Origin of the sequence: Streptomyces ovatisporus, assembly GCF_042653885.1 — a bacterium.
Lineage (GTDB): Bacteria > Actinomycetota > Actinomycetes > Streptomycetales > Streptomycetaceae > Streptomyces > Streptomyces ovatisporus.
The window spans coordinates 573,641-596,169 of sequence record NZ_JBHSFH010000005.1 but is presented as its reverse complement, the minus strand read 5'-3'; the positions used below and the strand labels follow the sequence as shown (position 1 = coordinate 596,169).

Genomic DNA, 22,529 nt, shown 5'->3' with positions numbered 1-22,529 from the left:
TCGCTGCGCCTAGCGTGCCGCCATGCGAATCGGATTCTTCGGAACAGGCAACGTCGCCGGCGCACTGGCAGCGCGCTGGACCGACGCGGGACACGACGTCGTGCTCGGGTCACGTCACCCGGAGGAGCGAGCGGCGCCGGGCCGTACGGTCACCGGGCTGGCGGAGGCGGCGGCGCACGGCGAGGTACTCGTGAACGCCACTCCCGGCGACGCCTCCCTGGGCGTGCTGACCGGGATCGGGCCACCGGCCCTGGAGGGGAAGGTGCTGATCGACATCGGCATCGGCTTCACCGAGGGCATGGCGCTCACCCACCCCGTCACCTCACTCGGCGAGGAGATCCAGGCGGCGTTCCCCGCCACCTCCGTGGTCAAGACGCTGGCCACCATGACCGCCTCCGTCATGGCCGACCCGGGAGCCCTGCGCAGCCCCGGCAACGTCTTCCTCTCCGGCGACGACGGCGCGGCCAAGAAGACCACCGGCCGCCTGCTCAACGACCTCGGCTGGCCCGACTCCGCACAGCTGGATCTCGGCGGCATCGCCACCGCGAGAGGCCAGGAGCACTACGCGCTGCTCTTCCTCGGCATCGCCGGTGCGCTCGGCACCCACACGTTCAACATCGGCGTGGTCACGAGCTGAGTCCGGGCCGAAGCGTGCCGTGCCGCGCCGCGCCGCGCCGCTCTGCTCTCGGCGACATCCGCCACCCTGCCGTCCGCGCCGGGGCAGCATGACGGACATGTCTTCCGGATTCAGCGGTGACGTGGCCCGGTACTACGCCGAGTTCCGGCGCGGCTATCCACCCGAGGTCATCGAAGTGCTCGCCGAGACCTTCGAGTTGGGCACGGCCGACACCGTGCTCGACCTGGGCTGCGGCACCGGGCAGCTGGCCCTCCCCCTTGCCGGGCGCGTCGGCTCGGTGATCGGCATGGACCCCGAACCCGACATGCTCGGTCATGCGAGAGACGCAGCCGCGCGGCAGGACTCCGGCAACGTCACGTGGGTCCTCGGTGCCGACACCGACGTGCCCGCCCTCGGGACGCTGCTGGGCGGACGGGCCCTCGCGGCGGCAGTGATCGGGCAGGCGCTGCACTGGATGCGGCACGGCACGCTCTTCGGTGCACTCCTGCCGCTGCTCCGCCCCGGCGGGGGAGTCGCCGTCCTCGCCAACGGCTCCCCCGCCTGGCTGCAGGACAGCGCCTGGTCACGGGCCCTGCGCGGCTTTCTGGAGGAGCACTTCGGGACCGAGCTGAAGGACACCTGCGGCACAGCCGCGCAGGACCGGCTCCGGTACGCGCGTGCCCTGGAGGCGGCCGGGTTCGAGGACGTACGCACCCGGTACGTCTCGTACGACGCGGAGCCGGCCCTCGCGGAAGTCGTGGGCGGTGTCCTCTCCGCGGTCCCCGAGGACCTGCTGCCGCCTCCCGCCGCCCGGCCCGGCTTCGCGGCGCGTATCGGTGAGGCGCTGGGGCCGTGCGAGCGCTTCACCGAGCACGTGACCGTCTCCGTTCTCACGGCCAGGGCCCCCGGTCTCACGGCCAGGGCCCCCGGGAACGGCACCGGCCCCCGCTCCCGTCCTCTTCCGTGACCTGTTTCCGGTCGCGTGACCTGTTTCCGGCCCGTCCTTGACCTTGCCCTCGGGGCAGGCCACAGCATCGGCGGGGCCGGGCCGGACGCCCGGCGTGAGGAGGAGCGGACATGGGGTTGCTGACCATCGGGGCGTTCGCGAAGGCGTCCCGGCTCTCGCCGAAGGCGCTGCGCCTGTACGACGAACTCGGACTGCTCCCACCCGCCCGCGTCGACCCGGTGACCGGCTACCGCCTCTACGCCCCCGAACAGCTGGAACAGGCCCGGCTGGTGGCGTGGCTGCGGCGTCTCGGCATGCCTCTCTCGCGTATCCGCGACGTGACCGCCATGGACGGTCCCGCCGCCGCGCGTGAGGTGGAGGCGTACTGGGCGGAGGTCGAGAACGACGTCGCCGCCCGGCGCGGCATGGCCGCCTTCCTCGTCGACCACCTGTCACGGAGGGAACAGCACATGCCGAACAACGACAGACCCCTGGCCATCCGGTACGCCGCACTGTCCGACGCCGGACTCGTGCGCGAGAGCAACCAGGACGCCGCGTACGCCGGTTCGCAGGTGCTCGCCGTCGCCGACGGATTCGGCGGCAGCGGCGCCCCCGCGAGCGCGGCGGCCGTCGACACTCTGCGGAGGCTGGAGACGGACGGTTCCCTCGCGGACGCCCTCTCCGCGGCGGATCTCCTCAACGTCCTGGAGGAGAGCGTCACGCGGGCCGGCCAGGCCGTGCGCGAAGTCGCCGGAGCAGGCCCGGAGGGCGGCGGCGAGGCCGGCACGACGCTCACCGCGATGTTGTGGACGGGCTCACAGCTGGCCCTCGTCCACATCGGGGACTCCCGCGCGTATCTGCTGCGGGACGGCGGGTTCTTCCAGATCACCCACGACCACACGCTCGTACAGAAGATGGTCGACGACGGGCGCATCACCGCCGAGGAGGCGGCTTCACATCCGCAGCGTGCGCTGCTGATGCGGGCGCTCGGTGTGCGTCCGGGAACCCGGCCCGATGTGCGGCTCCAGGACGCGCGGGCCGGCGACCGCTACCTGCTGTGTTCCGACGGACTGACGGCCGTGGTGCCCGCCGAGCGGGTTCGGCAGACCGTCGCCGGAGGGGCCGGGCCGGAGGAGACCGTACGCGAACTGGTCGGCATGGCACGGCAGTCGGGCGGGCCCGACAACGTCAGCTGCGTCGTCGCCGACGTGCTGGAGGCGTAGCTTCCCCCACGGAGACGCGGAGACGCGGGGAGGGGGGAGAGCCGGGGCGGGGCGGGCCGCAGCGCGTCCCGTCCCGCCCGTTCCGTTCTGGTTCCGTCCCGCCCTGGCCAGTCCCGTCCCGCCCGGCCCTGGAGGCGGAGCCGCCGTCGCGGGCACCGGTCAGGCGCTCTCCCCGAAGAGTTCGAGCAGCTCGGTCTTCTCGAACATCCGCGCCGTCTCCACAGCCGAAGGCTGCCCCGCCCGCGGGTCCGCTCCTCGGTCGAGGAGCATCCGCACCACTTGTTCCTCGCCCTTGAAGACGGCACCCGCGATGGGCGTCTGCCCCTTGTCGTTGGGCTTGTCGGGATCCGCGCCGCGGTCCAGGAGCACCTGCACGGCCGGGGCGTGACCGTGGTAGGCCGCCAGCATGACGAGGGAGTCGCCCTTGTCGTTGGTGAGGTCCGGGGGGACTCCGGCGTCGACGTAGGCGGCGATGGTGTCGGTGTCGCCGTGCCGGGCCAGCTGGAAGATCTTCTGTGCGAGCTCCAGGACTTCGGGGTCGTGCGCGGGTTCGTTGCTCTCGGGCGTGGGGGCGTCGCTCATCGCGTTCTCCTCGTCCTGCTGCGCCGGGTGGGCCGGCGGCACCTCCCGTCGGGAGCACCCCACCCGGCCGAAGCCGCGGGAGGGCCGGCGCGGTGCTTCGGCTGCCCACCTTACGTACGCTTCGTCGCATGCCCGCCTATAAGCCCCGCACCCTTGCCGTCGTGGCGGTCCTGGCCGCGGCGGTACTGGCCGTGGTGTGGGTCCTCTTCGTGAAGCAGGGCGTGGAGTCCTCCTCGCCGCGTCAGGAGGCGGCCGGGTGGCTCCTGACGGTCGCGGGGTGCGGCGCGCTGTACTGGCGGCACCGCCGGCCCGTCGCCGTCGGTGTGTTCGTGCTGCTCTGCAACGGCGTCTACTTCCCGATCAGCAACGAGGACGTCCCGCTGCTCGTGCTGGCCTTCGCCGTCGCCCTGTACACGGTCGCCGCCGACGGACATCTGATCGCCGCGGCGACGATCGCCCTGGTCACGCTGGTGAGCGTGGCCTACGGAGAGCTCGGTCTCTCCCGGGGCGAGCGCCATGTCGACGACGCCGCGATGTTCCTGCTCGTGGGGTGGTTCGTGGGTCTGGTCGCTGCCGGGTACGCCCAGCGCACACGCCAGGCGTATCTGCGGGAGGCGGAACAGCGCGCCCTGGCGGCGGAGCGTGAGAAGGACGTCCGGGCCATGCAGTCCGCGGCGGAGGAGAGGCTGCGCATCGCCCGGGAGCTGCACGACGTGCTGGGCCACAGCATCTCGCTGATCAACGTGCAGGCCGGGGCCGCACTGCACCGGCACGCGAAGGACTCCTCCCGTACGGACGAACTGCTGCGGGCCATGGAATCGGTGCGGGACGCCAGCCGGGAGGCGTTGCGTGAACTGCGGGCCACACTGGGTGTGTTGCGACAGGTGGACGAGCCGGCACCGACAGTGCCGGCGGCGGTCGGTACGGGCGAGATCGAGGCCCTCGGCGAACGTGCCCGCCGCGCCGGCCTCGACGTGCGCGTCGAGGTGGACGTACGGGCCCAACTGCCCCCGCAGGTGAGCTTGGCGGCGTACCGCATCGTGCAGGAGTCGCTGACGAACGTCGTACGGCACGCGCACGCACGGAGCGCGCGGGTGCAGGTCCGGGACGAGGCCGGCGGCGAGGGTGACGAAGGAGGAACGGTGCTACGGGTGCGGGTCGAGGACGACGGGCGCGGCGCGCCGCGAGGAGCGCGGGGCAGCGGCATCAGCGGTATGGAGGAGCGGGCGCGGGCGCTCGGCGGCTGGCTGACGGTGGGCAACGCGGCGGGTGCCGCGGCGGGCCGCGGGGCGGACGGCGGGGCCGGTGGCGGGGCAGGCGGCGGGGCGGTGCACGGTCACGCGGGTGAGGGCACCGGCTGGGTCGTGGAGGCCCGGCTGCCGCTGCGCGAGCCGGGGGAGGGGACTCCGTGATCCGGGTGCTGCTGGCCGACGACCAGACACTGGTACGTGCCGGCTTCAAGTCGATCCTCGTGGACGAGGACGACATCGAGGTCGTCGGGGAGGCTTCGGACGGCCGCGAAGCTGTGCGTCTGGCAAGGGAGTCGAGGCCGGACGTCGTGCTGATGGACATCCGCATGCCGGAGCGTGACGGGCTGGAGGCGACGCGGGACATCGCAGGCGACGACCGGCTCGACGGAGTCAGGGTCGTCATCCTGACCACCTTCGACGTCGACGACTACGTCTACGGAGCGCTGCGCGCCGGCGCCTCCGGCTTCCTCGTGAAGGACACCGAACCGACCGAACTGCTGCACGCAGTACGTGTCGTGGCCCGCGGCGACGCGCTCATCGCCCCCGCTGTCACACGCCGGCTGATCTCCGAGTTCGCGGGACGTGCGCAGCGGCCGGGGCCGAGCCCGCGGCTGAACGCGCTGACGGAACGCGAGCGTGAGGTCATGACGCTGGTGGGGTCCGGCCTGTCGAACGACGAGATCGCCCAGCGGCTGGTCCTCAGCCCGGCGACGGCCAAGACCCACGTGAGCAGGCTGATGACGAAGCTGGCCGTGCGGGACAGGGCACAGCTGGTCGTCCTCGCCTACGAGACGGGCATGATCACCCCGGGCTGGCTGGCGTAGCGCGGGGCCGGTGCCGCCGGCGTGCCGCGACGAGGGCGCCCCGCCCCTCGGGGTCCGGGCGCCGGCCCGCGTGAGCACCCGTGGCGAGGACGCGCGGAGGGCCGGGGCAGCGGGCCGCCTCAGGGGTCGTATCAGGGGCGTCTGGGGGCCGGCCGCAACCGGGGCGGTACGGGCCGGACCGTGGCCTCAACTCCTGGCGTACCGCACATCACCGCCGTGGGGTGACGCCGGGGCGGCAGCCGTACACGCACGCTGTCGGGCGTGGACCCCCAGACTCTCGATCTCGCACGGTGGCAGTTCGCTCTCACGGCGGGCGGCCACTTCCTCTTCGTCTCGCTGACTCTCGGCCTGGCGCCGGTCGTCGCCTGCATCCAGACGTGGGCCGTGCTCTCCGGAGCCGAGGTCTACGGGCGCATGGTGCGTTTCTGGGGACAGCTCTACGTCGTCAACTACGCCGTGGGGATCGTCACCGGCATCGTCATGGAGTTCCAGTTCGGGATGGCCTGGAGCGGGCTGGGGCACTACGCGGGCGGGCTGTTCGGCGCTTCGCTCGCGATGGAGACGGTGGTGGCCTTCTTCGTCGAGTCGACCTTCCTGGGCCTGTGGATCTTCGGCTGGAACCGCTTCGGCAAGTGGGTCCACCTGGGACTGCTGTGGGTGGTCACTCTCACCGCGTACCTGTCCGCGTACTGGATCCTGATCACCAACGGGTTCCTCAACAACCCCGTCGGATACCGGAATTCGCCCAAGGGGGCCGGGCACGGCGGCGGGATCGAGCTGGACGGCACGTGGGCGGTGCTCACCAACCCCAGCTCGCTGCTCGCCTTCTTCCACATCTTCGGCGGCGCGCTGCTCACCGCCGCCGTCTTCATGGCGGGCGTGAGCGCGTACCACCTCTTCAGACGCAGCCCCGCGCACGAAGTGTTCCGCAAGTCGCTGCGGATCGGGGTGTTCACCTCCGTACCGGCCCTCTTCCTCACCGCGGCACTGGGCGGCGTTCAACTGGCCTCCCTGGCTGGCGTCCAGCCCATGAAGCTCGCCGTCTTCCAGGGGGAGGAGAGCGAAATCGCCCGGCTGCAGGAGGAGTTGTTAGCACAGTTCGGGGCGGGCGACTACGTGCCGTCCACGGCGCTGACGCGAGGCGGAGCCGTCGTGATGCTTCTCGTCTTCGCCGTGCTGCTCCACGTCTGCCTGCCGGGAGCGGTGCTGGCCGCCTTCAGCAAGGCCGTCCACCGGTTCCGTGCCTGGCACGTGGTGCTGATGGCGCTGGTGCCGCTGCCGTACATCGCGATGACCGCGGGATGGATATTCCGCGAGGCGGGTCGTCAGCCATGGGTCATCCAGGGCCTGTTGAAGACGGAGGACGCCGTATCCGAGCTCTCCGCCGGGCAGATGCGGACTTCGCTGGCCGTGTTCGGGACGCTCTTCGCCCTGCTCGTCGTCCTCAACTGGTGGCTGCTGCTGCGTACTGCCGCACGAGGTCCCGACGATCCGCTGCTGGGCCGCGACGAACGCGAGCCGGACGGCGGGCCCGGCGGCGGCTCCGGGAGGGGCCGGGCGACCGGTGCCGGAGCAGACGCACAACACCCGGTGTGGAGCCTGTGATGTCACAGGACGTACTGGAGACGGCGGCCGTGGGCCTGCTGGCATTCTTCACCGTCGGCTGGTCCGTGCTGGCGGGCGCCGATCTCGGACTGGGCATGGTGCTGCCGTACCTGGCACGGGGCGCGCACGAACGGCGTCTCACGGTTGCCGCCGCCGTCCCCTTCTTCCTCGGCAACGAGGTGTGGCTGGTCGCCGCGGCCGGTGTCTTCACGGGCTGCTTCACCGCGCTGGAAGGCGAGTTGTTCCAGGGCCAGGTTGCGGCGCTGATCCCGCTGCTGGCCGGGTGGATGCTGCGCGACACGGGCCTGTGGTGGCACGTGAACGGACAGCACCCGGACGGCCGGCGGGGCAGCCCGAACTCGTTCCCCGACTGGCTGGTGACGGGCGGTAGTTGGGCCGTCGCCCTCTCGTGGGGGTGGTTGCTGGCCGGGCTGTTCGCGGGCACTCCCGGACGTCCGGCCGCGGGACTTCCCGCTGTCGGGACGGCGCTCGCCGTCGCCGCGCTCTTCGCCGCGCACGGTCTCGCGTTCGGGGCGCTGCGCCTGACGGGCGCCCCCGGGGAGCGGGCACGCCGGCTGAGCGGACGCGGGGGAGGCCCGCGTGGGGCTCTCGCCGTGACGGCCCTGGCGATGGCGGCCCTGCCGGTGGCCGGCGGCGCCCGGCTTCCGCTGGCCGAGTCCGCCGTGACGGAACCGGTGCTGAGCCTCCTCGTGCCGGCCCTCCTGACCGTCCTGCCGCTGCTGATCGGCGCCCAGGTGTGGATGTGGCGGAGCTTCGGCCGCCGCCCCTGGCGGCCCGGAATCCCCCTGCCCGCAGACGACTCGACGCACGCACTGCACATGGACATCGAGGAAGGTGACTCGTGATGGGCCGCACAGGCACAGAAGCCCAGCCGGACCCGGAAACCGGAGCGGGAGGGGACGCCGCACAGGGAACGGGGACCGGCCCGCCCCCGGGCACGGGGAAGACGCGGCAGGACGGCCACGCGGCCTCCGGGGGCGCCGGAAGGAGCGTCTTCGAGCGCATCGCCGCACTCTCCGCCCGGCGCCGCTGGTGGGCGCTGCTGCTGTGGGTGGCGGTGCTCGTGGGCACCCAGGTGCTCGCCTCCGGTGCGGGTGACGCCTACCGCAACGACTTCTCCCTTCCCGGCACCGACTCGCAGCGCGCCCTGGAGGTGATGCAGGAGCACGGCTCCGTACAGGCCGGGGACAGCGTCCAGATCGTGCTGCACGACGAGGGCGACGGCGGCGTCCGCGCGACGGCCGTACGCGAGCGCGTCGAGCCCATGCTGGAGAAGGTCGGCGCACTGCCGGGCGTCGCCCAGGTGCGCAGCCCGTACCAGGACGGCTCGGCGGTCTCCCGGGACGGGAGCACCGGCTACGCCACCGTCACACTCGACGGCAAGGCCGAACAGGTTCCCCCGGAACGCACCGAACGCATCCTCACGACTGCCCGCAGCGCCCAAGGGGGCGGTCTGCAGGTGGAGTTGGGCGGCGAGGCCGCCCGGGCGGCGGAGGAGTCCGGGGGCGGGGCCGCCGAAGGCGCGGGAATCATGGGCGCGCTGGTGATCCTCGTCTTCCTGTTCGGGTCGCTGATCGCCGCGAGCGTGCCCGTGGTGACGGCGGTCTTCGCGGTGGGAACGGCCCTGGGGCTGATCGTGCTGGCCTCCCACGCCTTCACCGTCGCCGACTTCACGCCCTACGTGATGATGCTGGTCGGCCTGGGCGTGGGCATCGACTACGCACTGCTGATCTTCACCCGCTACCGGGGCGAACTGCTGCACGGCGCAGACCGCGAGAGCGCCGCCCGCCGCGCCATGGACGCCGCCGGCCGCACCGTCTTCTTCGCCGGCTGCACCGTGATCATCGCGCTGCTCGGACTGGTCGTCCTCGGCCTGGGGTCACTCCAGGGAGTGGCACTGGCCGTCGCGCTGACCGTACTCGTCACCATGCTCGCCTCGTTGACGCTGCTTCCGGCCCTCTTGGCAGTCGTCGGCCGCCGGATCGAACGCAACGTCGCGCGCCGGGCCGCGAAGCGGCGCGAGAACGGTCACGGCGGCACCGGGGAGAGCGGGGCGGAGGGCGCGAGGTGGCGCCGCTGGGGCGCGGCCGTCCAGCGCCGGCCGTGGGCGGCTCTGCTGGTGTCGGTGATCGCTCTCGGCGCGCTCGCGGCACCGGCGCTCGGCCTGCGGCTGGGCTTCGCCGACGCCGGCAACGACCCGCGGACCAAGTCGAGCCGCGCCGCGTACGACCTGCTCGCGGACGGTTTCGGGCCGGGCTTCAACGGTCCGCTGATCGTCGTCGCCGAAAGCCGCGGTACGGACGGGAGTGTGGCCGACGCCGCCCGCGCGCTGCGCAGCGAACTCGCGCAGGTCCCCGGAATCGCGGAGACCTCGCCCCCCGTTCCGACCTCCGACCCCTCCACCGCGACCGTCTTCGCCTTCCCCGACTCGGCACCCCAGGACGGAGCGACGTCCGGCCTGGTGACGGCCCTGCGTGCGGACGTACTTCCGCCGCTGGAGCAGCGCACCGACGCCCGGTTCCTCATCGGCGGCCCCACGGCGGCTTCCGAGGACTTCGCCGCCACGGTCGCCGACCGTATGCCCCTCTTCGTCGCCGTCGTGGTCGGACTCTCGGCGCTGCTGCTCACCGCGGTGTTCCGCTCCGTGCTGATCCCGCTGAAGGCCGCCGTGCTGAACCTGCTGAGCATCGGAGCGTCGCTGGGCGTGATCACCCTCGTCTTCCAGCACGGCTGGTTCGGAGTGCAGCCGGGGCCGGTCGAGGCGTTCATCCCGGTGATGATCTTCGCGATCGTCTTCGGGCTCTCGATGGACTACGAGGTCTTCCTGCTCTCCCGCATCCACGAGGAATGGGAACGCACCCGGGACCCCGGTCTGGCGGTACGGGAGGGGCTGGCCCACACCGGCAAGGTGATCACGGCGGCCGGCGCCATCATGATCGTCGTCTTCGCGGCCTTCGTGCTCAGCCCCGACCGCATGCTTCAGCAGTTCGGTCTGGGACTGGCGGTGGCGATCCTGCTCGACGCGGTGGTCATCCGCTGCCTGGTCGTCCCCGCGGTCATGCAGCTGCTGGGCCGCAGCGCCTGGTGGCTGCCGGGGTGGCTGCGCAAGGTCCTGCCGAGGGTACGGCTGGAGCATCACTGACGTGCGGTGACGGCCGTTGCCTGCGGCTGCGGCGGCTGCGGTACGGGCAGGGCGGGTCGGCCTTGCCCGTACCGCCCCGTCGCGCCGGCGCCCCGCTGCCGCGACCCCGCTCCGTACCGGATCAGACGTGCGCCCGGATCAGACGTGCGCGCCCGGATCGACGGCCAGCACGACGTCCCGCAGGGAGTCGACGGTGTGTTCGGCGCCCGCCGCCCGCAGCTGCTCCGCCTTGTGTTCGTCGCGCGCGTATCCGACGAAGGCCACTCCGGCCGCACGCGCCGCCTCCAGATCGCGGGCCGCGTCCCCGATCATCAGGGCGTCCTGCGGGGACGTACCCGTCGACTCGAGGGCCTTCAGCAGGCAGTACGGATCGGGCTTCAGGCGCAGCGGCCCCTCGGAGCTGCGCCCGTGGATGCGGTCGGCGAACAGCTCGCCGGTCATCCGGGTCTGGAGGTAACGCTCCACGGCCTGCTGGGAGTTGTTGGTGGTGATCGCCAACTGCCTTCCCGTCGCGGAGAGCGTACGGACGAGGGTGTCGGCGTAGGCCGTGGGGAACGCCCCCGGTGCCGCCTGCACCTCTTCCTTCGTCAGTGCCCGCTCGATGTCCCGCGCGAGTCCGCGTTCCACGAGCTCGGGCCGCTCGAAGGCGGCGCGCAGTATCTCCAGCGGATCGTCGGTCTCCGGCAGCCAGTTCCCGGCGTCGCCGGCGAACTCGTCGGTCAGCACCGCCTCACGCAGACGTGCGGCGATGGCCGGCGTCGGCCGGTCCCGGAAGAGATGGCAGACGGGCCCGTCGAAATCGAAGAGCACGCACTTCGCGGCACCGATGAGATCGCGCATTCCGCTCCTCGTACCAGGTCCGTGGCGGGTGGTCGCTCAACTATCTCCCGCGTGGGCCACGGCGTACAGCGGGCAGACGACGGGGCGGCGGCTGCCGGTCACGGTGCCAGGAGCGCAGCGCTTCCTCGACGTGCGCGTGGTCGGGGACGCCCCTCAGCTCCAGCGCCGCCTCGGCCCGCCGCAGCGCCCTGTGCACGGACGCGGCGGCCACCTCGAAGTCGCTCCGGCCCGCATCGGCGGGCAGGGCACGGGCCGCGCGGATGGTGTCGGGAAAGACGGACTGCGCGTACTCGAAGTCGAGGTAGACACGCAGATCGGACTCCATGCCCACGAGCCGGTCGGCCAGCCCGCGCCGTCGCATCTCGCGCCGCCACAGGCCCGTCATGCGGCGCTGCTCCTCAGCGGTGTACTCCATCCGTACGAGATGGGTCGCCAGGTCGTGCAGAGGATCGCCGAACAGCGCGCACTCCCAGTCCACGAGGGCGAGGCCGCCGTCCTTGCGGCGCACCAGATTGGCCCGGTGGATGTCGGCGTGCAGCAGCGAGTACGGACGGTCGTGCAGCAGCTTCGCGTCGCGGGAGAACCGCTCCATCGCGTCGTCCGGGATGCCGAGCTCGCGGAAGAGAGCGCCGAATCGGGGACGGTTGCGCAGGTGGACCTCGTGGTGGGCGAAGTCCGCGAGGTTCTGCAGGAACCGGGCGCTGTCGCCGTCGCTGCTCCACTCGGCGGGCAGTCGCGGCAGGCTCTCCGCGGGGACCTCCGCGAGGTCGCCGAAGAGCGAGGCGATGCGGCGCAGCGTCTCGTCCCCGAGCGGAGTTCCGGGGGGTGCCGTCTCGGACAGGGCGGCACCTTCGACGTACGAGTGCAGCGCACGCCGGCCGATCGTGATCAGGACACGGGGAACTCCCGGCAGGGCGGGGCGCAGTGCGCGGAGGACGTCGCCCTCGTGCCACACCCGGGGCAGGACCTGCACGGTCTCCAGAGGGGTGCGGAACTTCCCGAGCCGGCCGGGTGCCTCCTGCACTATCGAGGCGAGCGGCTCGCGCAACTCCACGACGTAGTTGTGGTGGTGGTGACCGTGCAGCTGGAAGCCGTCGGGACGGCGCCGGTGCTGCTCGAAGTGCCACCGCAGACGCCAGCGGTCCCAGGCTGTGGGGGAAGCCGAGGCGGTCGGGGACACCGCCAGGGGCTCGGGGGGAACAGTCATGCGCGCCACCGGATGATGACTCAGAGGACAGTGAGGGCGCTGAGACTACCCCTTGCGTGACGCGACGCGGCCACGACCGTCCTGCTCAGTCGAGGGGAAGCGGGGCGGCGATCGTCTCCCAGAGGGAGTTGAACCAGTCCTTCGAGTTCTGGACGAAGGCGATCTCCTGCTTGTCGTGGCTGCGCGGGCCCGCGGTGGAGCGGAAGAGAGTCGTCTCGAAACCGAGGACGTCGAAGATCTGGAGCGTCTCTCCCTGGTACGCCACCTCTCCCGGCACCACGTGGTAGTAGCCCGTCAGTGCTTCGGTGCCGTTGAGGATGTAGAGCTTCTGGAGCGGGGTCGCCGCCACCGTCCGTATGGCGCAGCTGACTTCGGGCACTTCGTAGCGGTGCTTGAAGCTGTCGAGGCTCATGCGCAGCGCCGTGGCCCACGTCCGCTGGAGCGCATGGAGGCGCTGGAGCGGACGGCGGTCCTCCGGGTCGTCGACGAGGCGGGGAAGCGCCAGATAGGCGTCCGGGCTGGGGATGATGACGCGCACCGTGATGGAGCGGGGAGTGAGAAGACCGTCGGCGATGGCGCGGTGGGGCCTGGCGAGGGCGTTGTTGAAGGTCTCGGTGGTCAGGGAGTACGCGTCGATCGTGACGTGTTCGGCGCGGAACGCTTCGTAGAGGCGTTCCGCCAGTTCGGTGCCCGCGGGCTGCGGAGCTCCGTGGGAGTGGGCGGGCTCGGCGACGGTCGGGGGCGCGCCGCGGCCGGTGTCGGTGAGCAGCCCCTCCCGCTTGAGCTCGTCGAGGGCCTGGCGGACGACGGTGCGGTTGACTCCGAACTCGCTGACCAGGTCCTTCTGCGTGGGGATGCGGGCTCCGACGGGGAGCTCGCCGGAGTCGATCCGTTCCCGGAGCTTGGCGGCGACCTCTTCGTGCTGCGGGCGTCCGTGTTCAGCGGGGGTCGTCTTGTCCACAACAAAGAAGGTACAACTTCGGCCCAAGCCGCGGGAGTTGTTGGTCAACTGTTTTCAGACTGCCGCCAAGTGGGCAGACTTCGATTGAAGTTGGCGAACAACTTGATCCGAATGGTGAACAAGTCCAACAGGTGTCACCAAGTGTGCGCAGTGCCCGCCAACATCAACCGCAACTCCGCAACATCACGCGTTCCGGATATCCCGCCTGTCCGACGCCGTACGGGCGCCCCTCGCTCCGTCTTCTCCGTGTTCGACGAAGGAGGTCATGCCATGCCTCTGTACGCGCTCATGCTCGCGGGAGCAGTCCTCGGTTTCGAGCGGCTGGTGGAATGGCAGTTCGGTGCCCTCGGGGTCATCGGTTTCGTACTGCTCAGCGTCGGTGTGAAGGCCAAGAACATCACCTGCAGCTGTGTCGGCGCGGTGGTTCTCACCATGCTGATCGTCTGACTGCGCGGCGCGCGGTTCCCATCCCACGCCTATGCCGCGCGCCGCGTACCCCCACTTCCGTCCTCGTGCTGCCGCGACTCCAGCGCCCTCGCGGAAGCGGGCAGCGGAGCAGCCTAGGCTGCACGCGGTCATATGACGAGGCGGAGGCGGAGTGAAGGTCCCCACGGAACTGGTCGGCGCCCATGTCTCGCGCACCGCGTTCGACCAGCAGGTCCGAATCAGCTTCACGGCCTGCGACTCCGGCGCCGGCAGACGTCTCGACGCCGAACTCGTCATCGAGACGGACTTCACGCTCAGCGATACCGCCGGCGGCCGGCACGCTCTCGAACCGGGAAGCGGGACCGCACTCGCCCCGGTCCTCGGCCTCTTCACCGCGACGGTCACCGGGGTCGGGGTCGAGGGCCGCGGGAAGCTGATCCTCGACTTCGACCAGGGGTCCCGTCTGACCGTCGCCCCGCATCCCGGCTTCGAGTCGTGGAACCTGACGGGAGAAGGAGTCACACCCGTGCTGGTCGGCCCGGGCGGCGAAGCCCACTGGCACCGCTGACCAGGAGCGGCAACTGCCGTGCCGCCCGCCCGTTCTGCCGGTCAGAAGACGTCGGGGCACCAGGCCCGGCGCGACGTACGGAAGAGGGAGTCGGCCGACACGGCGGCACCCTCGCGCTGCTCCTCCACGCGGCCGAGCGCCGCGAGCCGCACGGCGGACTCGTCGCCGAGCAGGAGCGTCCCCAACTCCCCGATCTCCAGGCTCAGATCGGCGCTGTCGTCGCACGGCTTGCACGCGGCTCCGTCGGGCCCCGCCTCCAGGCGGTACCGGCCGCCCGCGAGCCCCGCCGCGTCGTGCAGGTCGAGGACGAGCGTGCCCGGTACGGGGTAGCCGCGGGACTCCAGCAGGCGCGGGACGTCGAGCGGACGGAGCCACAGGAAGTCCGCGAGGGTCTGGAGCCTGGCCGCCCGCGGGTCGGGCAGCAGCAGCGGAAGGAGGTCGTCGGGGGCGCGGTTGCCGGAGCGGACGCGTGCGACCCAGTCGATGGAGAGGACGAAGTGCCACAGGGCGCGCTCGGCCCCGGGGGTGAGAGCGGTGAGGGAGGCCACCTCGACGGTGTTCTCGGGGAGTTTCGCCTCCCAGTGCTCCTTCACGGTGTAGGCGACGAGCCCCTGCGGTTCCCCCGCCGCGTCCCTGTGGACGGCGAAGAAGGGGAGCGTGAACTGGTCCCCGGGGTGCCGGAGTTGACCCGTGAGCTGCCGCCACCACCTGCCGGGGCGGTCGATGACGCCCTGCCGGTGCGGCTGCCTGCGGTAACGCTCGTACAGCTCGGGGCCGACGCGGAGGACCTCGGCGGCGTCCGCGAAATCGACACTTCCGCCGTCGGCGGGGCCGGAGTGGCGCGGGTCCAGGCCCGCACGGGCGACATCGACCTCCCACTCCGCGGTCCAGGCGGCCGGGCCGAACCCGTACCGCCCGTAGATCGGATACTCGGCGGAGATCAGCGAGGCCATGGCGTCCCCGCGGTCCTTCGCCGCGGCGAGCGCCTCCGCCATCATCCGCGAGAGCAGGCCGCGCCGCCGGTGGGTCGGGGAGACCGTGACGTTGGTGACGGCGCACGACGGCAGGCTCGCGCCGCCGGGGACGGTCAGCTGCTGCGGCATCGTACGGAAGGTTCCCACGCAGCGGTCTCCGTCGAACGCGCCCTGAGTCCGCCCCAGTTCGATGCCCGGCGCGCGGGACGCCACCTCCTCGTCCGAGATCTCGGGAGCGCGGAGGAAGCCCACGGCGACGGCACGGAACCAGCCGGGCAACTCCTCGGGCGAGGTGAGAGTACGGATCTCCAGGGCCATGCCGGTCACGTTAGGCGGGAACGAACGGTGACGCACCGGAATATCGCCCCGCCCGGACAGGCGCACCGGCCGGCGCACGTGCGCCGGGGAGGGTGCGCATACGCCCCGGCACGCTCCGCGGCTCAGAAGACCGCGCGTACCTCGCCGACCCGGCGTCCCCCGCCTGTCAGCGGCGAGTCGGCGATGCGGTCGAGCACGGGGGAGTCGATCCCGAGCGTCGCGAGCGCACGGGCCAGCACCGGGCCCACGGCCCGGTTGCCGCCGTCGTAGATCTTGAAGGCGAGTGCACGCCCGTCCGGCAGGCCCACCGCCTGCACCGACTCGGCCCCCACCTTCGCGACGACGCCCGGCACTTCGCGCATCAGCCAGGTGTCGATGCGCCGCGTACCCGCGACGTACTCCGGGTGGGCGCGCATGGCGTCGGCGACGCGGCCCTCCGGGCTCTCCGGCGGGGCGAGCGCGACGGCGCGGAACGCGCGGGCCAGGCCCGTCAGGGTGATGGCCATCAAGGGGGCGCCGCAGCCGTCCGTCCCGACGTGGGCCACACGGTCTCCGGAGAGGGATTCGAGGGTCTCGGCGATGAGCTGCTGAAGCGGGTGGGAGGCGTCGAGGTAGCTCTCCGGCGGCCAGCCGTTCGCCGCGCAGACGGCGAGCATGGCGGCGTGCTTGCCCGAGCAGTTCATCGCGACGCGGCTGAAGGCCGCGTCCCGCGAGCCGGCGGCGAGCAGCGCGCGGTCGGCCTCCTCCTGGTCGATGGGGAGTTCGGCCGGGCACTGCAGGCTGTCCTCGGTGAGGCCCTGCTCGGCGAGCATCTTGCGGACGAGGTCGAGGTGGAAGGGCTCACCGGAGTGGCTCGCCGTCGCCAGCGCGAGCCGTTCGCCCGAGAGGCCGAGCCCGGCCCGCAGCATCGCCGACGCCTGGACGGGCTTGTTGGCCGAGCGCGGGAAGAAGGGGGAGGCCACGTCGCCCAGCGCACGTTCGACGCTGCCGTCCGCCGCCAGCACCACGAGCGAACCCCGGTGGTGCCCCTCGGTGAATCCCGAACGTACGACCTCGGCGAGCACCGGCGGTATCGCGCCGTCGGTACCGGCCGTAAGGGTGGAGGAGCCGGACGGAGCGGCCGAGGCGGCCTCGGACGCACCGGACGCACCGGGCGCCTGGGACGCACCCGAGCTGGGGGAGGACATCGGCGGAGCCTTTCGCGATCGTCGCCCCCGCCCCGTACTCGGTACTCGTCACTCGGTACTTGTCACACGGCACTCAGGGGAGGAGGTCTGCCACTTGCGCTTCGCCTTCACGGTACCTGCGGGCGATCTCCGTACTGCACGCGTCCGCAGTGCGCTGCATCACCTGACGGCGCTGCGACACGTGCTGCTCGTAGCGGACGAGGCGGGCCATGGCGTCGTGCAGCTCCGCGTCCGTACGCGCGGTCAGGTCGCTCAACTCGACCTCCGCCAGCATCCCTTCGGCGAGGGAGCGGTACTCCTCGCTCTGCGGTGTGCCCAGCGTGACGTGCCGTGCCGACGAGCGGTGCTGCGACGGGCCGTCGGCGAGGATCTCGGGGAGCAGCTCCAGCAGCGGTGAGCCGGGGGCGGTGCGCCGGGCGAGCTCGGCGCGGAGGATGTCGATGCGGCCCTGCAGGAGACGCCGTACGTAGCTGAGGTCGCCCTCCTCCTGCTGCGCGCGGCGCAGCAGTGCCCGCACCTCGGGCAGCCGCAGCCCGCGCAGCTCCGCCTCGGTACGGGCGTCTTCCACGTCAGGGCCCGTGAGCGGGCTGAGCGGAGCGGTGGCCGAACCGGCACGGGCGGCGGCCGGTGGGCCGCCGGGCGGACGGGCGGCGCCGGTAGCGCTCATGGATGGTGTCCCCTTCATCCTTTATAGCCGCAATAGCGGTGAGAGCTGCGGTACGTACCGCGTGTACGCATCGTGCCACTGTGCGGTGCTCTCGCGCAGCGATGTCGCACCCATCCGGAGCATGCGAACACATCGCCGAGCCGCACGGCATGATGGCTGCCATGCGAGCTGTGGTGCAGAGGGTGAACGGTGCGAGCGTCGTGGTGGAGGGGGACTCGCCGGACGGCGCAGCGCCGGAGACGGCCGGGGAGATCGCCGGCGAGGGCCTGTGCGTCCTCGTCGGCGTCACCCACGAGGACACGCCCGCGACAGCGGCCCGACTGGCCGCCAAACTGTGGTCGTTGCGGATTCTGGACGGCGAGAAGTCCTGCTCGGACGTCGGTGCGCCGCTCCTCGTCGTCAGCCAGTTCACCCTCTACGGCGACGCGCGCAAGGGCCGCCGCCCCACCTGGAACGCAGCCGCCCCCGGAGCCGTCGCCGAACCGCTGGTCGACGAAGTCGTCGCGCAGCTGCGGAAGTTGGGCGCCGAGGTCGCCACCGGGCGGTTCGGCGCGAAGATGAAGGTCTCTCTGACGAACGACGGCCCGTTCACCGTTCTGCTGGAGGTCTGACCGTCCCGACCGGCGGCGCCCCTCAGGGGGCGACGACGACCTCCTGCGCCGCCGCCGTCGCGTGCTCCCCGGCGATCAGCTGTGCGTCCACCGGCACGTTGCGCTTGATCAACGCCATGGCGATGGGGCCGAGTTCGTGGTGCCGGGCGGACGTGGTGATGAAGCCGAGCTTGCGTCCCTCGGGCCCGTCGGAGGCGAGCCGCACCGGGTCGCCGTGCACGGGGAGGCGTACCTCGCTGCCGTCCAGGTGGAGGAAGACGAGGCGCCGCGGCGGCTTGCCGAGGTTGTGCACGCGGGCGACGGTCTCCTGCCCGCGGTAGCAGCCCTTGTCGAGGTGGACTGCCGAACCCAGCCAGCCCAGTTCGTGCGGAATCGTGCGGTGGTCCGTCTCCATGCCCAGCCGCGGGCGGTGGTTCTCCACGCGGAGCGCCTCGTAGGCGAGGAGGCCGATCGCCGGGCCGCTCGCGTCGGCGAAGGACTTCAGGGCGGGACGCGGAAGGAAGAGGTCCCGGCCGTGCGGCGTCTCCCGTACGACGGTGCCTTCGGGCTGCTCGGCGATGGAGCCCGCCGGAAGGTGTACGACCGCGAACTCCTCGGTGCGGTCGGCGATTTCGACGCGGTAGAAGAACCGCATGCTCTCCAGGTAGGCGATGAGCGCCTCCTGGGAACCGGGCTCGGTGTGCATCCAGACGGTCTCCCCGTCGTCGACGAGGTACAGCGCGTGCTCGATGTGCCCGTTCGCCGAGAGGATCAGCGCCTCCGTGGCGTGCCCCGCGGGGAGTTCGCTGACGTGCTGGGTCAGCAGCAGGTGCAGCCACGAGAGCCGGTCGGCGCCGGAGACGGTGACGACTCCGCGGTGGGAGAGATCGACGAAACCCTCGCCCTCGGCCAGCGACCGCTGCTCCCGGAAGAGATCGCCGTAGTGCGCGGCGACACCTTCGTCCTGGCCCTCGGCCGCGACGGCGCCGGGCAGCGAAAGAAGCGGAGAGTTCATGCGGCACCACCGGGCGGCGAAGGGAAGCGACGGACCTGGCTGCTGAAGGACATACGACCAGCCTACGACGGCGCTCCGCCGCGCTCCGAGGGCCGCCGGACCTGCTCGTCCTGCTCCCGCACCGCCGCGCCCTGGCGCTTCTCGGTGCACTTCCCGCAGCGGCCGAAGATGGCGAAGTGCTTCATGTCGGTGTCGAAACCGAACGTCTCCCGGATGCGGTCGACGAACGGCCCGGCCACCTTCAGCTCCGCCTCGATCACTTCCGAGCAGTCCCGGCACACCAGGTGCATGTGGTCGTGCCGGTCGGCGAGGTGGTAGGTCGGGGCGCCGTGGCCCAGGTGCGCGTGCGAGACGAGGCCGAGCTCTTCGAGCAGTTCCAGCGTCCGGTAGACGGTGGAGATGTTCACACCGCCCGCCGTGCGCCGTACCTCGGCGAGGATGTCGTCCGGCGTGGAGTGCTCCAGCTTGTCGACGGCCTCCAGCACGAGCTGGCGCTGCGGGGTCAGCCGGTACCCGCGCGCTCTGAGGTCGCTCTGCCAGTCGGTTGTCACCACACGGTCAGTGTAGGACTGCGGCCTATTTGAAGAAGGCGATGCCGTCGTCGGGCAGATCGCCCAGGTCCTTCGCCCATTCGCTGGGGTCGACGGCCTTCTTCAGGTGGGCCGACATGTACGGCTGGAGCGGTACCCCCGGGGCCGCCCGTTCGCCCACCCACATCAAGTCGCCGTTGACGTAGCCGTACAGACGCTTGCCCCCGCTGTACTCGCCGGCCGCGGGCGTACGGGCGATGGCGTCGGTGGCGAGGTCGATCTGCGGTTTCTGGTCGGCCATCTCGCCGTACCACACCTCGGCGATTCCCTGGTCGCGGATCATGACGACCTCGACCTTGCGTTCGGCGTCGATGCGCCAGAAGCCGCTCTCGCTCTCCAGCGGACGTACCTTCTTGCCGTCGTCGTCGAGCTGCCAGCTGTGCGAGACGTACTCGAGGAAGTCACGCCCGTCGTGGCTGAAGGTGACTTCCTGCCCGAAGTTGCACTTGTCCGTGCCGGGACCGTCCTCACCGTCGAGGGCGGCGACTCCCGCGCCCTGCCAGTTCCCGAGCAGGAAGGCGAGGGGGACGAGGTCCGGGTGCAGGTCGGACGGGATCTCGATCATGAGGACTCAGACGATCTGTAGGAAGCCGGAGGGAAGAGGTTCACTGGGCGGAGCCGGGGGAGCCGGCCTTCCGTGCGGTCAGCGCTGGCCCTGGTAGAGCTTCTTGAGCGTGAGACCGGCGAAGGCCGCGGTGCCGACGCAGACCAGAACCATCAGCGCGGTGAAGAATGCCTCAAGCACGGGGTGTGCTCCTTGGATGTGGCGAAGTGTGCTGTTCGACGTACGCCCCCGAGTCTAATCGGCTCCGCGGACGCCCCCGGCCGCCGGGTACGGGCGTACGCCGTGGGGAGCGGGCAGGCGTCCGCGGGGCCGGCGGACGGGCGCCGTCAGTAGACGAGAGCCTGGACGCCCTCGCCCGTGATCTCGCTGACGAAGACCTGGGCGCCCGCGATGCGGACGCCGTCCATGACGTCCTTCTCCTCGATGCCGCGACGGGCGGCGCACTGAGTGCACAGGGTGATCCGGCCCCCGGCCCGCACGCCGTCCAGCAGCTCGGGCAGCGGTGCGGCGTGCGGCAGTTCGAACTCCGCGGCGCGGCCGGGCAGGGCGAACCACGCCGATTCGCCGGTGAGCCACAGTGAGACCTCCACACCGCTGGCCGCCGCCACTGCGGCGACCGTGAAGGCCTGTGAGCAGCGCTCCGGAGCGTCCGCCCCCGCTGTCACCTTGATCACGAGCTTCCTGGTTGCTGCCATGCGGCAAGCGTATGCCGGGCGGCCGGGCGGCCGGGCCGACGGGCCGACGGGCGGCCGGGGATCAGGACGAGGAGCAGTCCCGCGTCCACGCGGCGGGCGCGCGGAAGAGCCGTGCCCCGGGGCTCTCCGGGGCACGGCTCTCTCTCGCGTCGGAGGGTCAGACCGCGATGGCGACCTCCGAGAGTCCGCCGTCCTGGGCCACGACCTTGCGGTCCGCGGTGCCGCCCGGCACCAGGGCGCGTACGGTCCAGGTGCCCTCGGCCGCGTAGAAGCGGAACTGGCCGGTGGCGGAGGTGGGGACCTCCGCGGTGAACTCGCCGGTGGAGTCCAGCAGCCGCACGTAGCCGGTGACGGGCTCGCCGTCGCGGGTCACGCTGCCCTGGATCGTCGTTTCACCGGGCTTGACGGTGGAGGCGTCGGGTCCGCCCGCCTTCGCTCCGCACATGGAATCTTCCCTTCGGTTCGGTGGGTCGGTCGGGTCCGGCGGGGCCGGTCAGTCTTCGGTGCCGACGGCGACGGGGACGCCGACCAGCGAGCCGTACTCGGTCCACGAGCCGTCGTAGTTCTTGACGTTCTCCTGGCCCAGCAGCTCGTGCAGCACGAACCAGCTGTGAGCGCTGCGCTCACCGATGCGGCAGTAGGCGATCGTGTCCTTGCCGAGGTCGACGCCCTCTCCCTCGTACAGCTCCTTCAGCTCCTCGTCGGACTTGAAGGTGCCGTCGTCGTTGGCCGACTTCGACCAGGGGATGTTGCGGGCGCTCGGCACGTGGCCGGGACGCTGGGACTGCTCCTGCGGCAGGTGCGCCGGGGCGAGCAGCTTGCCGCTGAACTCGTCGGGGGAGCGGACGTCGACGAGGTTCTTGGTGCCGATGGCCGCGACGACCTCGTCGCGGAACGCGCGGATGGAGGTGTCCTGCGGCTTGGCCTTGTACTCGGTCTTCGCGCGGGCCGGCACCTCGGCGACGAGGTCGCGGGAGTCCAGCTCCCACTTCTTGCGGCCGCCGTCGAGCAGCCGCACGTCCTGGTGGCCGTAGAGCTTGAAGTACCAGTAGGCGTAGGCCGCGAACCAGTTGTTGTTGCCGCCGTAGAGGACGACCGTGTCGTCGTTCGAGATCCCCTTCTCGGAGAGCAGACGCTCGAAGCCCTCCTGGTCGACGAAGTCACGGCGGACCGGGTCCTGGAGGTCCTGCTTCCAGTCGATGCGGACGGCGTTCCTGATGTGGTTCTTGTCATAGGCCGAGGTGTCCTCGTCGACCTCGACGATGACTGTCTTCGGGTCGTCGATGTGGTCCTGGACCCAGTCGGCGTCTACGAGGACGTCACTGCGGCTCATGGTTCTCCTCCGAGGCAGATTGCGGATGAGCGGATACGTACCGGTGCGGTGCGTTTGCGCACGTACGGCGGGGATCGTCGGGCGCACACAGGCAGGGCGCTGTGCGGCGCGGAGCCGGAGTCCGGCGGGCGGATGCGGTTGCGGACGAGCAGCCGCCGGCTGTGGGACTCCGGCTGGGCGTGCTGGTGGGCAGCCGTCAGGAGGGGGTGCGACAGAGCATTGCGGCGACACGGCACAAGTCGACTGCACGTCGCTTCGTGAGGTCCGCCTGTCGCTTCATGGAGTCGATCGTAGGGACGTCGGAGGCCCCGTGTCACCGCGAATCCATATGGTGAGACGTCGAAGTCCGTAATGTGGGACGACGCTCCGTAGAGGGTGTCCCGC

At 71.5% G+C, this 22,529-nt stretch carries 25 protein-coding genes; 11 read left to right on the top strand and 14 right to left on the bottom strand.

What is annotated here, in order from left to right; translation table 11 throughout:
• Positions 1 to 22 precede the first annotated feature (22 nt).
• The 3 genes from ACFPA8_RS11045 to ACFPA8_RS11035 all read left to right on the top strand — a co-directional run bounded on the left by ACFPA8_RS11045 (position 23) and on the right by ACFPA8_RS11035 (position 2,785).
• Positions 23 to 637 (top strand): NADPH-dependent F420 reductase, encoded by a 615-nt coding sequence (locus ACFPA8_RS11045; RefSeq protein ID WP_386446072.1) that lies wholly within the window; start codon positions 23 to 25, stop codon positions 635 to 637.
• Positions 638 to 734: 97 nt separating this feature from the next.
• The gene (locus tag ACFPA8_RS11040; protein WP_386446069.1) at positions 735 to 1,583 is read left to right on the top strand and encodes a class I SAM-dependent methyltransferase; all 849 of its coding nucleotides are present in this window, start codon (positions 735 to 737) and stop codon (positions 1,581 to 1,583) included.
• A 110-nt stretch (positions 1,584 to 1,693) separates the two neighbouring features.
• Positions 1,694 to 2,785, top strand: coding sequence for a MerR family transcriptional regulator (locus ACFPA8_RS11035; RefSeq protein ID WP_386446066.1), 1,092 nt, complete (start codon positions 1,694 to 1,696; stop codon positions 2,783 to 2,785).
• A 159-nt stretch (positions 2,786 to 2,944) separates the two neighbouring features.
• Here the strand turns inward: ACFPA8_RS11035 and ACFPA8_RS11030 are convergent, their stop codons facing one another.
• Positions 2,945 to 3,367 (bottom strand): ankyrin repeat domain-containing protein, encoded by a 423-nt coding sequence (locus ACFPA8_RS11030; protein ID WP_386446063.1) that lies wholly within the window; start codon positions 3,365 to 3,367, stop codon positions 2,945 to 2,947.
• Positions 3,368 to 3,495: 128 nt separating this feature from the next.
• On the opposite strand from ACFPA8_RS11030, the gene ACFPA8_RS11025 reads away from it, so the two are divergent.
• From ACFPA8_RS11025 to ACFPA8_RS11005, 5 genes are all read left to right on the top strand, one after another.
• On the top strand, positions 3,496 to 4,779 hold the full coding sequence (locus ACFPA8_RS11025; protein WP_386446061.1) for a sensor histidine kinase: 1,284 nt from the start codon (positions 3,496 to 3,498) through the stop codon (positions 4,777 to 4,779).
• Complete coding sequence (locus ACFPA8_RS11020; RefSeq protein ID WP_386446058.1) at positions 4,776 to 5,441, top strand: response regulator; 666 nt, start codon at positions 4,776 to 4,778, stop codon at positions 5,439 to 5,441. Before ACFPA8_RS11025 ends, ACFPA8_RS11020 begins: the two co-directional genes overlap by 4 nt.
• A 261-nt stretch (positions 5,442 to 5,702) precedes the next feature.
• A complete protein-coding gene (locus ACFPA8_RS11015) occupies positions 5,703 to 7,046 on the top strand; it encodes a cytochrome ubiquinol oxidase subunit I (RefSeq protein ID WP_386446055.1) in 1,344 nt (447 codons plus the stop codon).
• Positions 7,046 to 7,912 (top strand): cytochrome d ubiquinol oxidase subunit II, encoded by an 867-nt coding sequence (locus ACFPA8_RS11010; protein ID WP_386446052.1) that lies wholly within the window; start codon positions 7,046 to 7,048, stop codon positions 7,910 to 7,912. Before ACFPA8_RS11015 ends, ACFPA8_RS11010 begins: the two co-directional genes overlap by 1 nt.
• On the top strand, positions 7,912 to 10,209 hold the full coding sequence (locus tag ACFPA8_RS11005; RefSeq protein ID WP_386446049.1) for an MMPL family transporter: 2,298 nt from the start codon (positions 7,912 to 7,914) through the stop codon (positions 10,207 to 10,209). The genes ACFPA8_RS11010 and ACFPA8_RS11005 overlap by 1 nt, the downstream gene beginning before the upstream one ends.
• A 138-nt stretch (positions 10,210 to 10,347) precedes the next feature.
• On the opposite strand, the gene ACFPA8_RS11000 is transcribed toward ACFPA8_RS11005, so the two are convergent.
• From ACFPA8_RS11000 to ACFPA8_RS10990, 3 genes are all read right to left on the bottom strand, one after another.
• On the bottom strand, positions 10,348 to 11,049 hold the full coding sequence (locus ACFPA8_RS11000) for an HAD family hydrolase (protein ID WP_386446046.1): 702 nt from the start codon (positions 11,047 to 11,049) through the stop codon (positions 10,348 to 10,350).
• A gap of 40 nt (positions 11,050 to 11,089) precedes the next feature.
• Complete coding sequence (locus tag ACFPA8_RS10995) at positions 11,090 to 12,256, bottom strand: phosphotransferase (RefSeq protein WP_386446043.1); 1,167 nt, start codon at positions 12,254 to 12,256, stop codon at positions 11,090 to 11,092.
• Positions 12,257 to 12,341: 85 nt separating this feature from the next.
• Positions 12,342 to 13,217, bottom strand: a complete 876-nt coding sequence (locus ACFPA8_RS10990) for a GntR family transcriptional regulator (protein WP_386446040.1) — start codon at positions 13,215 to 13,217, stop codon at positions 12,342 to 12,344.
• A 270-nt stretch (positions 13,218 to 13,487) separates the two neighbouring features.
• Between ACFPA8_RS10990 and ACFPA8_RS10985 the strand changes: the two genes are divergently transcribed.
• Both ACFPA8_RS10985 and ACFPA8_RS10980 read left to right on the top strand, forming a co-directional pair.
• A complete protein-coding gene (locus tag ACFPA8_RS10985; protein ID WP_175439819.1) occupies positions 13,488 to 13,664 on the top strand; it encodes a hypothetical protein in 177 nt (58 codons plus the stop codon).
• A gap of 151 nt (positions 13,665 to 13,815) precedes the next feature.
• The gene (locus tag ACFPA8_RS10980) at positions 13,816 to 14,211 is read left to right on the top strand and encodes a DUF6188 family protein (protein WP_386446037.1); all 396 of its coding nucleotides are present in this window, start codon (positions 13,816 to 13,818) and stop codon (positions 14,209 to 14,211) included.
• A 41-nt stretch (positions 14,212 to 14,252) separates the two neighbouring features.
• Here ACFPA8_RS10980 and ACFPA8_RS10975 read toward each other — a convergent pair whose 3' ends face one another.
• From ACFPA8_RS10975 to ACFPA8_RS10965, 3 genes are all read right to left on the bottom strand, one after another.
• The gene (locus tag ACFPA8_RS10975) at positions 14,253 to 15,503 is read right to left on the bottom strand and encodes a GNAT family N-acetyltransferase (RefSeq protein WP_386446034.1); all 1,251 of its coding nucleotides are present in this window, start codon (positions 15,501 to 15,503) and stop codon (positions 14,253 to 14,255) included.
• A 122-nt stretch (positions 15,504 to 15,625) separates the two neighbouring features.
• The gene (locus tag ACFPA8_RS10970; RefSeq protein ID WP_386446031.1) at positions 15,626 to 16,690 is read right to left on the bottom strand and encodes an asparaginase; all 1,065 of its coding nucleotides are present in this window, start codon (positions 16,688 to 16,690) and stop codon (positions 15,626 to 15,628) included.
• Positions 16,691 to 16,763: 73 nt separating this feature from the next.
• Entirely contained in the window at positions 16,764 to 17,357 is a 594-nt protein-coding gene (locus ACFPA8_RS10965) for an RsiG family protein (protein ID WP_386446029.1), read from the bottom strand.
• A gap of 161 nt (positions 17,358 to 17,518) precedes the next feature.
• Here ACFPA8_RS10965 and dtd point away from each other — a divergent pair, with 161 nt between their 5' ends.
• Positions 17,519 to 17,968, top strand: coding sequence for a D-aminoacyl-tRNA deacylase (gene dtd / locus ACFPA8_RS10960; protein ID WP_386446026.1), 450 nt, complete (start codon positions 17,519 to 17,521; stop codon positions 17,966 to 17,968).
• A gap of 22 nt (positions 17,969 to 17,990) precedes the next feature.
• Here dtd and ygfZ read toward each other — a convergent pair whose 3' ends face one another.
• From ygfZ to ACFPA8_RS10925, 7 genes are all read right to left on the bottom strand, one after another.
• Positions 17,991 to 18,962, bottom strand: coding sequence for a CAF17-like 4Fe-4S cluster assembly/insertion protein YgfZ (ygfZ, locus tag ACFPA8_RS10955; RefSeq protein ID WP_386446023.1), 972 nt, complete (start codon positions 18,960 to 18,962; stop codon positions 17,991 to 17,993).
• Positions 18,963 to 19,024: 62 nt separating this feature from the next.
• Complete coding sequence (locus ACFPA8_RS10950; protein ID WP_386446020.1) at positions 19,025 to 19,516, bottom strand: Fur family transcriptional regulator; 492 nt, start codon at positions 19,514 to 19,516, stop codon at positions 19,025 to 19,027.
• A 22-nt stretch (positions 19,517 to 19,538) separates the two neighbouring features.
• On the bottom strand, positions 19,539 to 20,117 hold the full coding sequence (locus ACFPA8_RS10945) for a heme-binding beta-barrel domain-containing protein (protein ID WP_386446018.1): 579 nt from the start codon (positions 20,115 to 20,117) through the stop codon (positions 19,539 to 19,541).
• A gap of 326 nt (positions 20,118 to 20,443) precedes the next feature.
• On the bottom strand, positions 20,444 to 20,812 hold the full coding sequence (locus ACFPA8_RS10940; RefSeq protein WP_386446015.1) for a DsrE family protein: 369 nt from the start codon (positions 20,810 to 20,812) through the stop codon (positions 20,444 to 20,446).
• A 157-nt stretch (positions 20,813 to 20,969) separates the two neighbouring features.
• A complete protein-coding gene (locus tag ACFPA8_RS10935) occupies positions 20,970 to 21,257 on the bottom strand; it encodes a DUF1416 domain-containing protein (RefSeq protein WP_386446013.1) in 288 nt (95 codons plus the stop codon).
• Positions 21,258 to 21,305: 48 nt separating this feature from the next.
• Positions 21,306 to 22,145 carry a sulfurtransferase gene (locus ACFPA8_RS10930; RefSeq protein ID WP_386446010.1) on the bottom strand — a complete coding sequence of 280 codons (840 nt, stop codon included), beginning with the start codon at positions 22,143 to 22,145 and terminating at the stop codon, positions 21,306 to 21,308.
• A gap of 196 nt (positions 22,146 to 22,341) precedes the next feature.
• Positions 22,342 to 22,425, bottom strand: a complete 84-nt coding sequence (locus ACFPA8_RS10925; RefSeq protein ID WP_386446314.1) for a putative leader peptide — start codon at positions 22,423 to 22,425, stop codon at positions 22,342 to 22,344.
• Positions 22,426 to 22,529: the final 104 nt, after the last annotated feature.

Coding starts and splice junctions, on each gene's coding strand:
- ACFPA8_RS10925 (WP_386446314.1), bottom strand. CDS start 22,425: ATGAAGCGACAGGCGGACCTCACGAAGCGACGTGCAGTCGACTTGTGC.
- ACFPA8_RS10965 (WP_386446029.1), bottom strand. CDS start 17,357: ATGAGCGCTACCGGCGCCGCCCGTCCGCCCGGCGGCCCACCGGCCGCC.
- ACFPA8_RS10985 (WP_175439819.1), top strand. CDS start 13,488: ATGCCTCTGTACGCGCTCATGCTCGCGGGAGCAGTCCTCGGTTTCGAG.
- ACFPA8_RS11030 (WP_386446063.1), bottom strand. CDS start 3,367: ATGAGCGACGCCCCCACGCCCGAGAGCAACGAACCCGCGCACGACCCC.
- dtd (WP_386446026.1), top strand. CDS start 17,519: ATGCGAGCTGTGGTGCAGAGGGTGAACGGTGCGAGCGTCGTGGTGGAG.
- ACFPA8_RS11040 (WP_386446069.1), top strand. CDS start 735: ATGTCTTCCGGATTCAGCGGTGACGTGGCCCGGTACTACGCCGAGTTC.
- ACFPA8_RS11045 (WP_386446072.1), top strand. CDS start 23: ATGCGAATCGGATTCTTCGGAACAGGCAACGTCGCCGGCGCACTGGCA.
- ACFPA8_RS11000 (WP_386446046.1), bottom strand. CDS start 11,049: ATGCGCGATCTCATCGGTGCCGCGAAGTGCGTGCTCTTCGATTTCGAC.
- ACFPA8_RS11005 (WP_386446049.1), top strand. CDS start 7,912: ATGGGCCGCACAGGCACAGAAGCCCAGCCGGACCCGGAAACCGGAGCG.
- ACFPA8_RS10935 (WP_386446013.1), bottom strand. CDS start 21,257: ATGTGCGGAGCGAAGGCGGGCGGACCCGACGCCTCCACCGTCAAGCCC.
- ACFPA8_RS10945 (WP_386446018.1), bottom strand. CDS start 20,117: ATGATCGAGATCCCGTCCGACCTGCACCCGGACCTCGTCCCCCTCGCC.
- ACFPA8_RS11035 (WP_386446066.1), top strand. CDS start 1,694: ATGGGGTTGCTGACCATCGGGGCGTTCGCGAAGGCGTCCCGGCTCTCG.
- ACFPA8_RS10940 (WP_386446015.1), bottom strand. CDS start 20,812: ATGGCAGCAACCAGGAAGCTCGTGATCAAGGTGACAGCGGGGGCGGAC.
- ACFPA8_RS10995 (WP_386446043.1), bottom strand. CDS start 12,256: ATGACTGTTCCCCCCGAGCCCCTGGCGGTGTCCCCGACCGCCTCGGCT.
- ACFPA8_RS10975 (WP_386446034.1), bottom strand. CDS start 15,503: ATGGCCCTGGAGATCCGTACTCTCACCTCGCCCGAGGAGTTGCCCGGC.
- ACFPA8_RS10930 (WP_386446010.1), bottom strand. CDS start 22,145: ATGAGCCGCAGTGACGTCCTCGTAGACGCCGACTGGGTCCAGGACCAC.
- ACFPA8_RS11010 (WP_386446052.1), top strand. CDS start 7,046: ATGTCACAGGACGTACTGGAGACGGCGGCCGTGGGCCTGCTGGCATTC.
- ACFPA8_RS11025 (WP_386446061.1), top strand. CDS start 3,496: ATGCCCGCCTATAAGCCCCGCACCCTTGCCGTCGTGGCGGTCCTGGCC.
- ygfZ (WP_386446023.1), bottom strand. CDS start 18,962: ATGAACTCTCCGCTTCTTTCGCTGCCCGGCGCCGTCGCGGCCGAGGGC.
- ACFPA8_RS10970 (WP_386446031.1), bottom strand. CDS start 16,690: ATGTCCTCCCCCAGCTCGGGTGCGTCCCAGGCGCCCGGTGCGTCCGGT.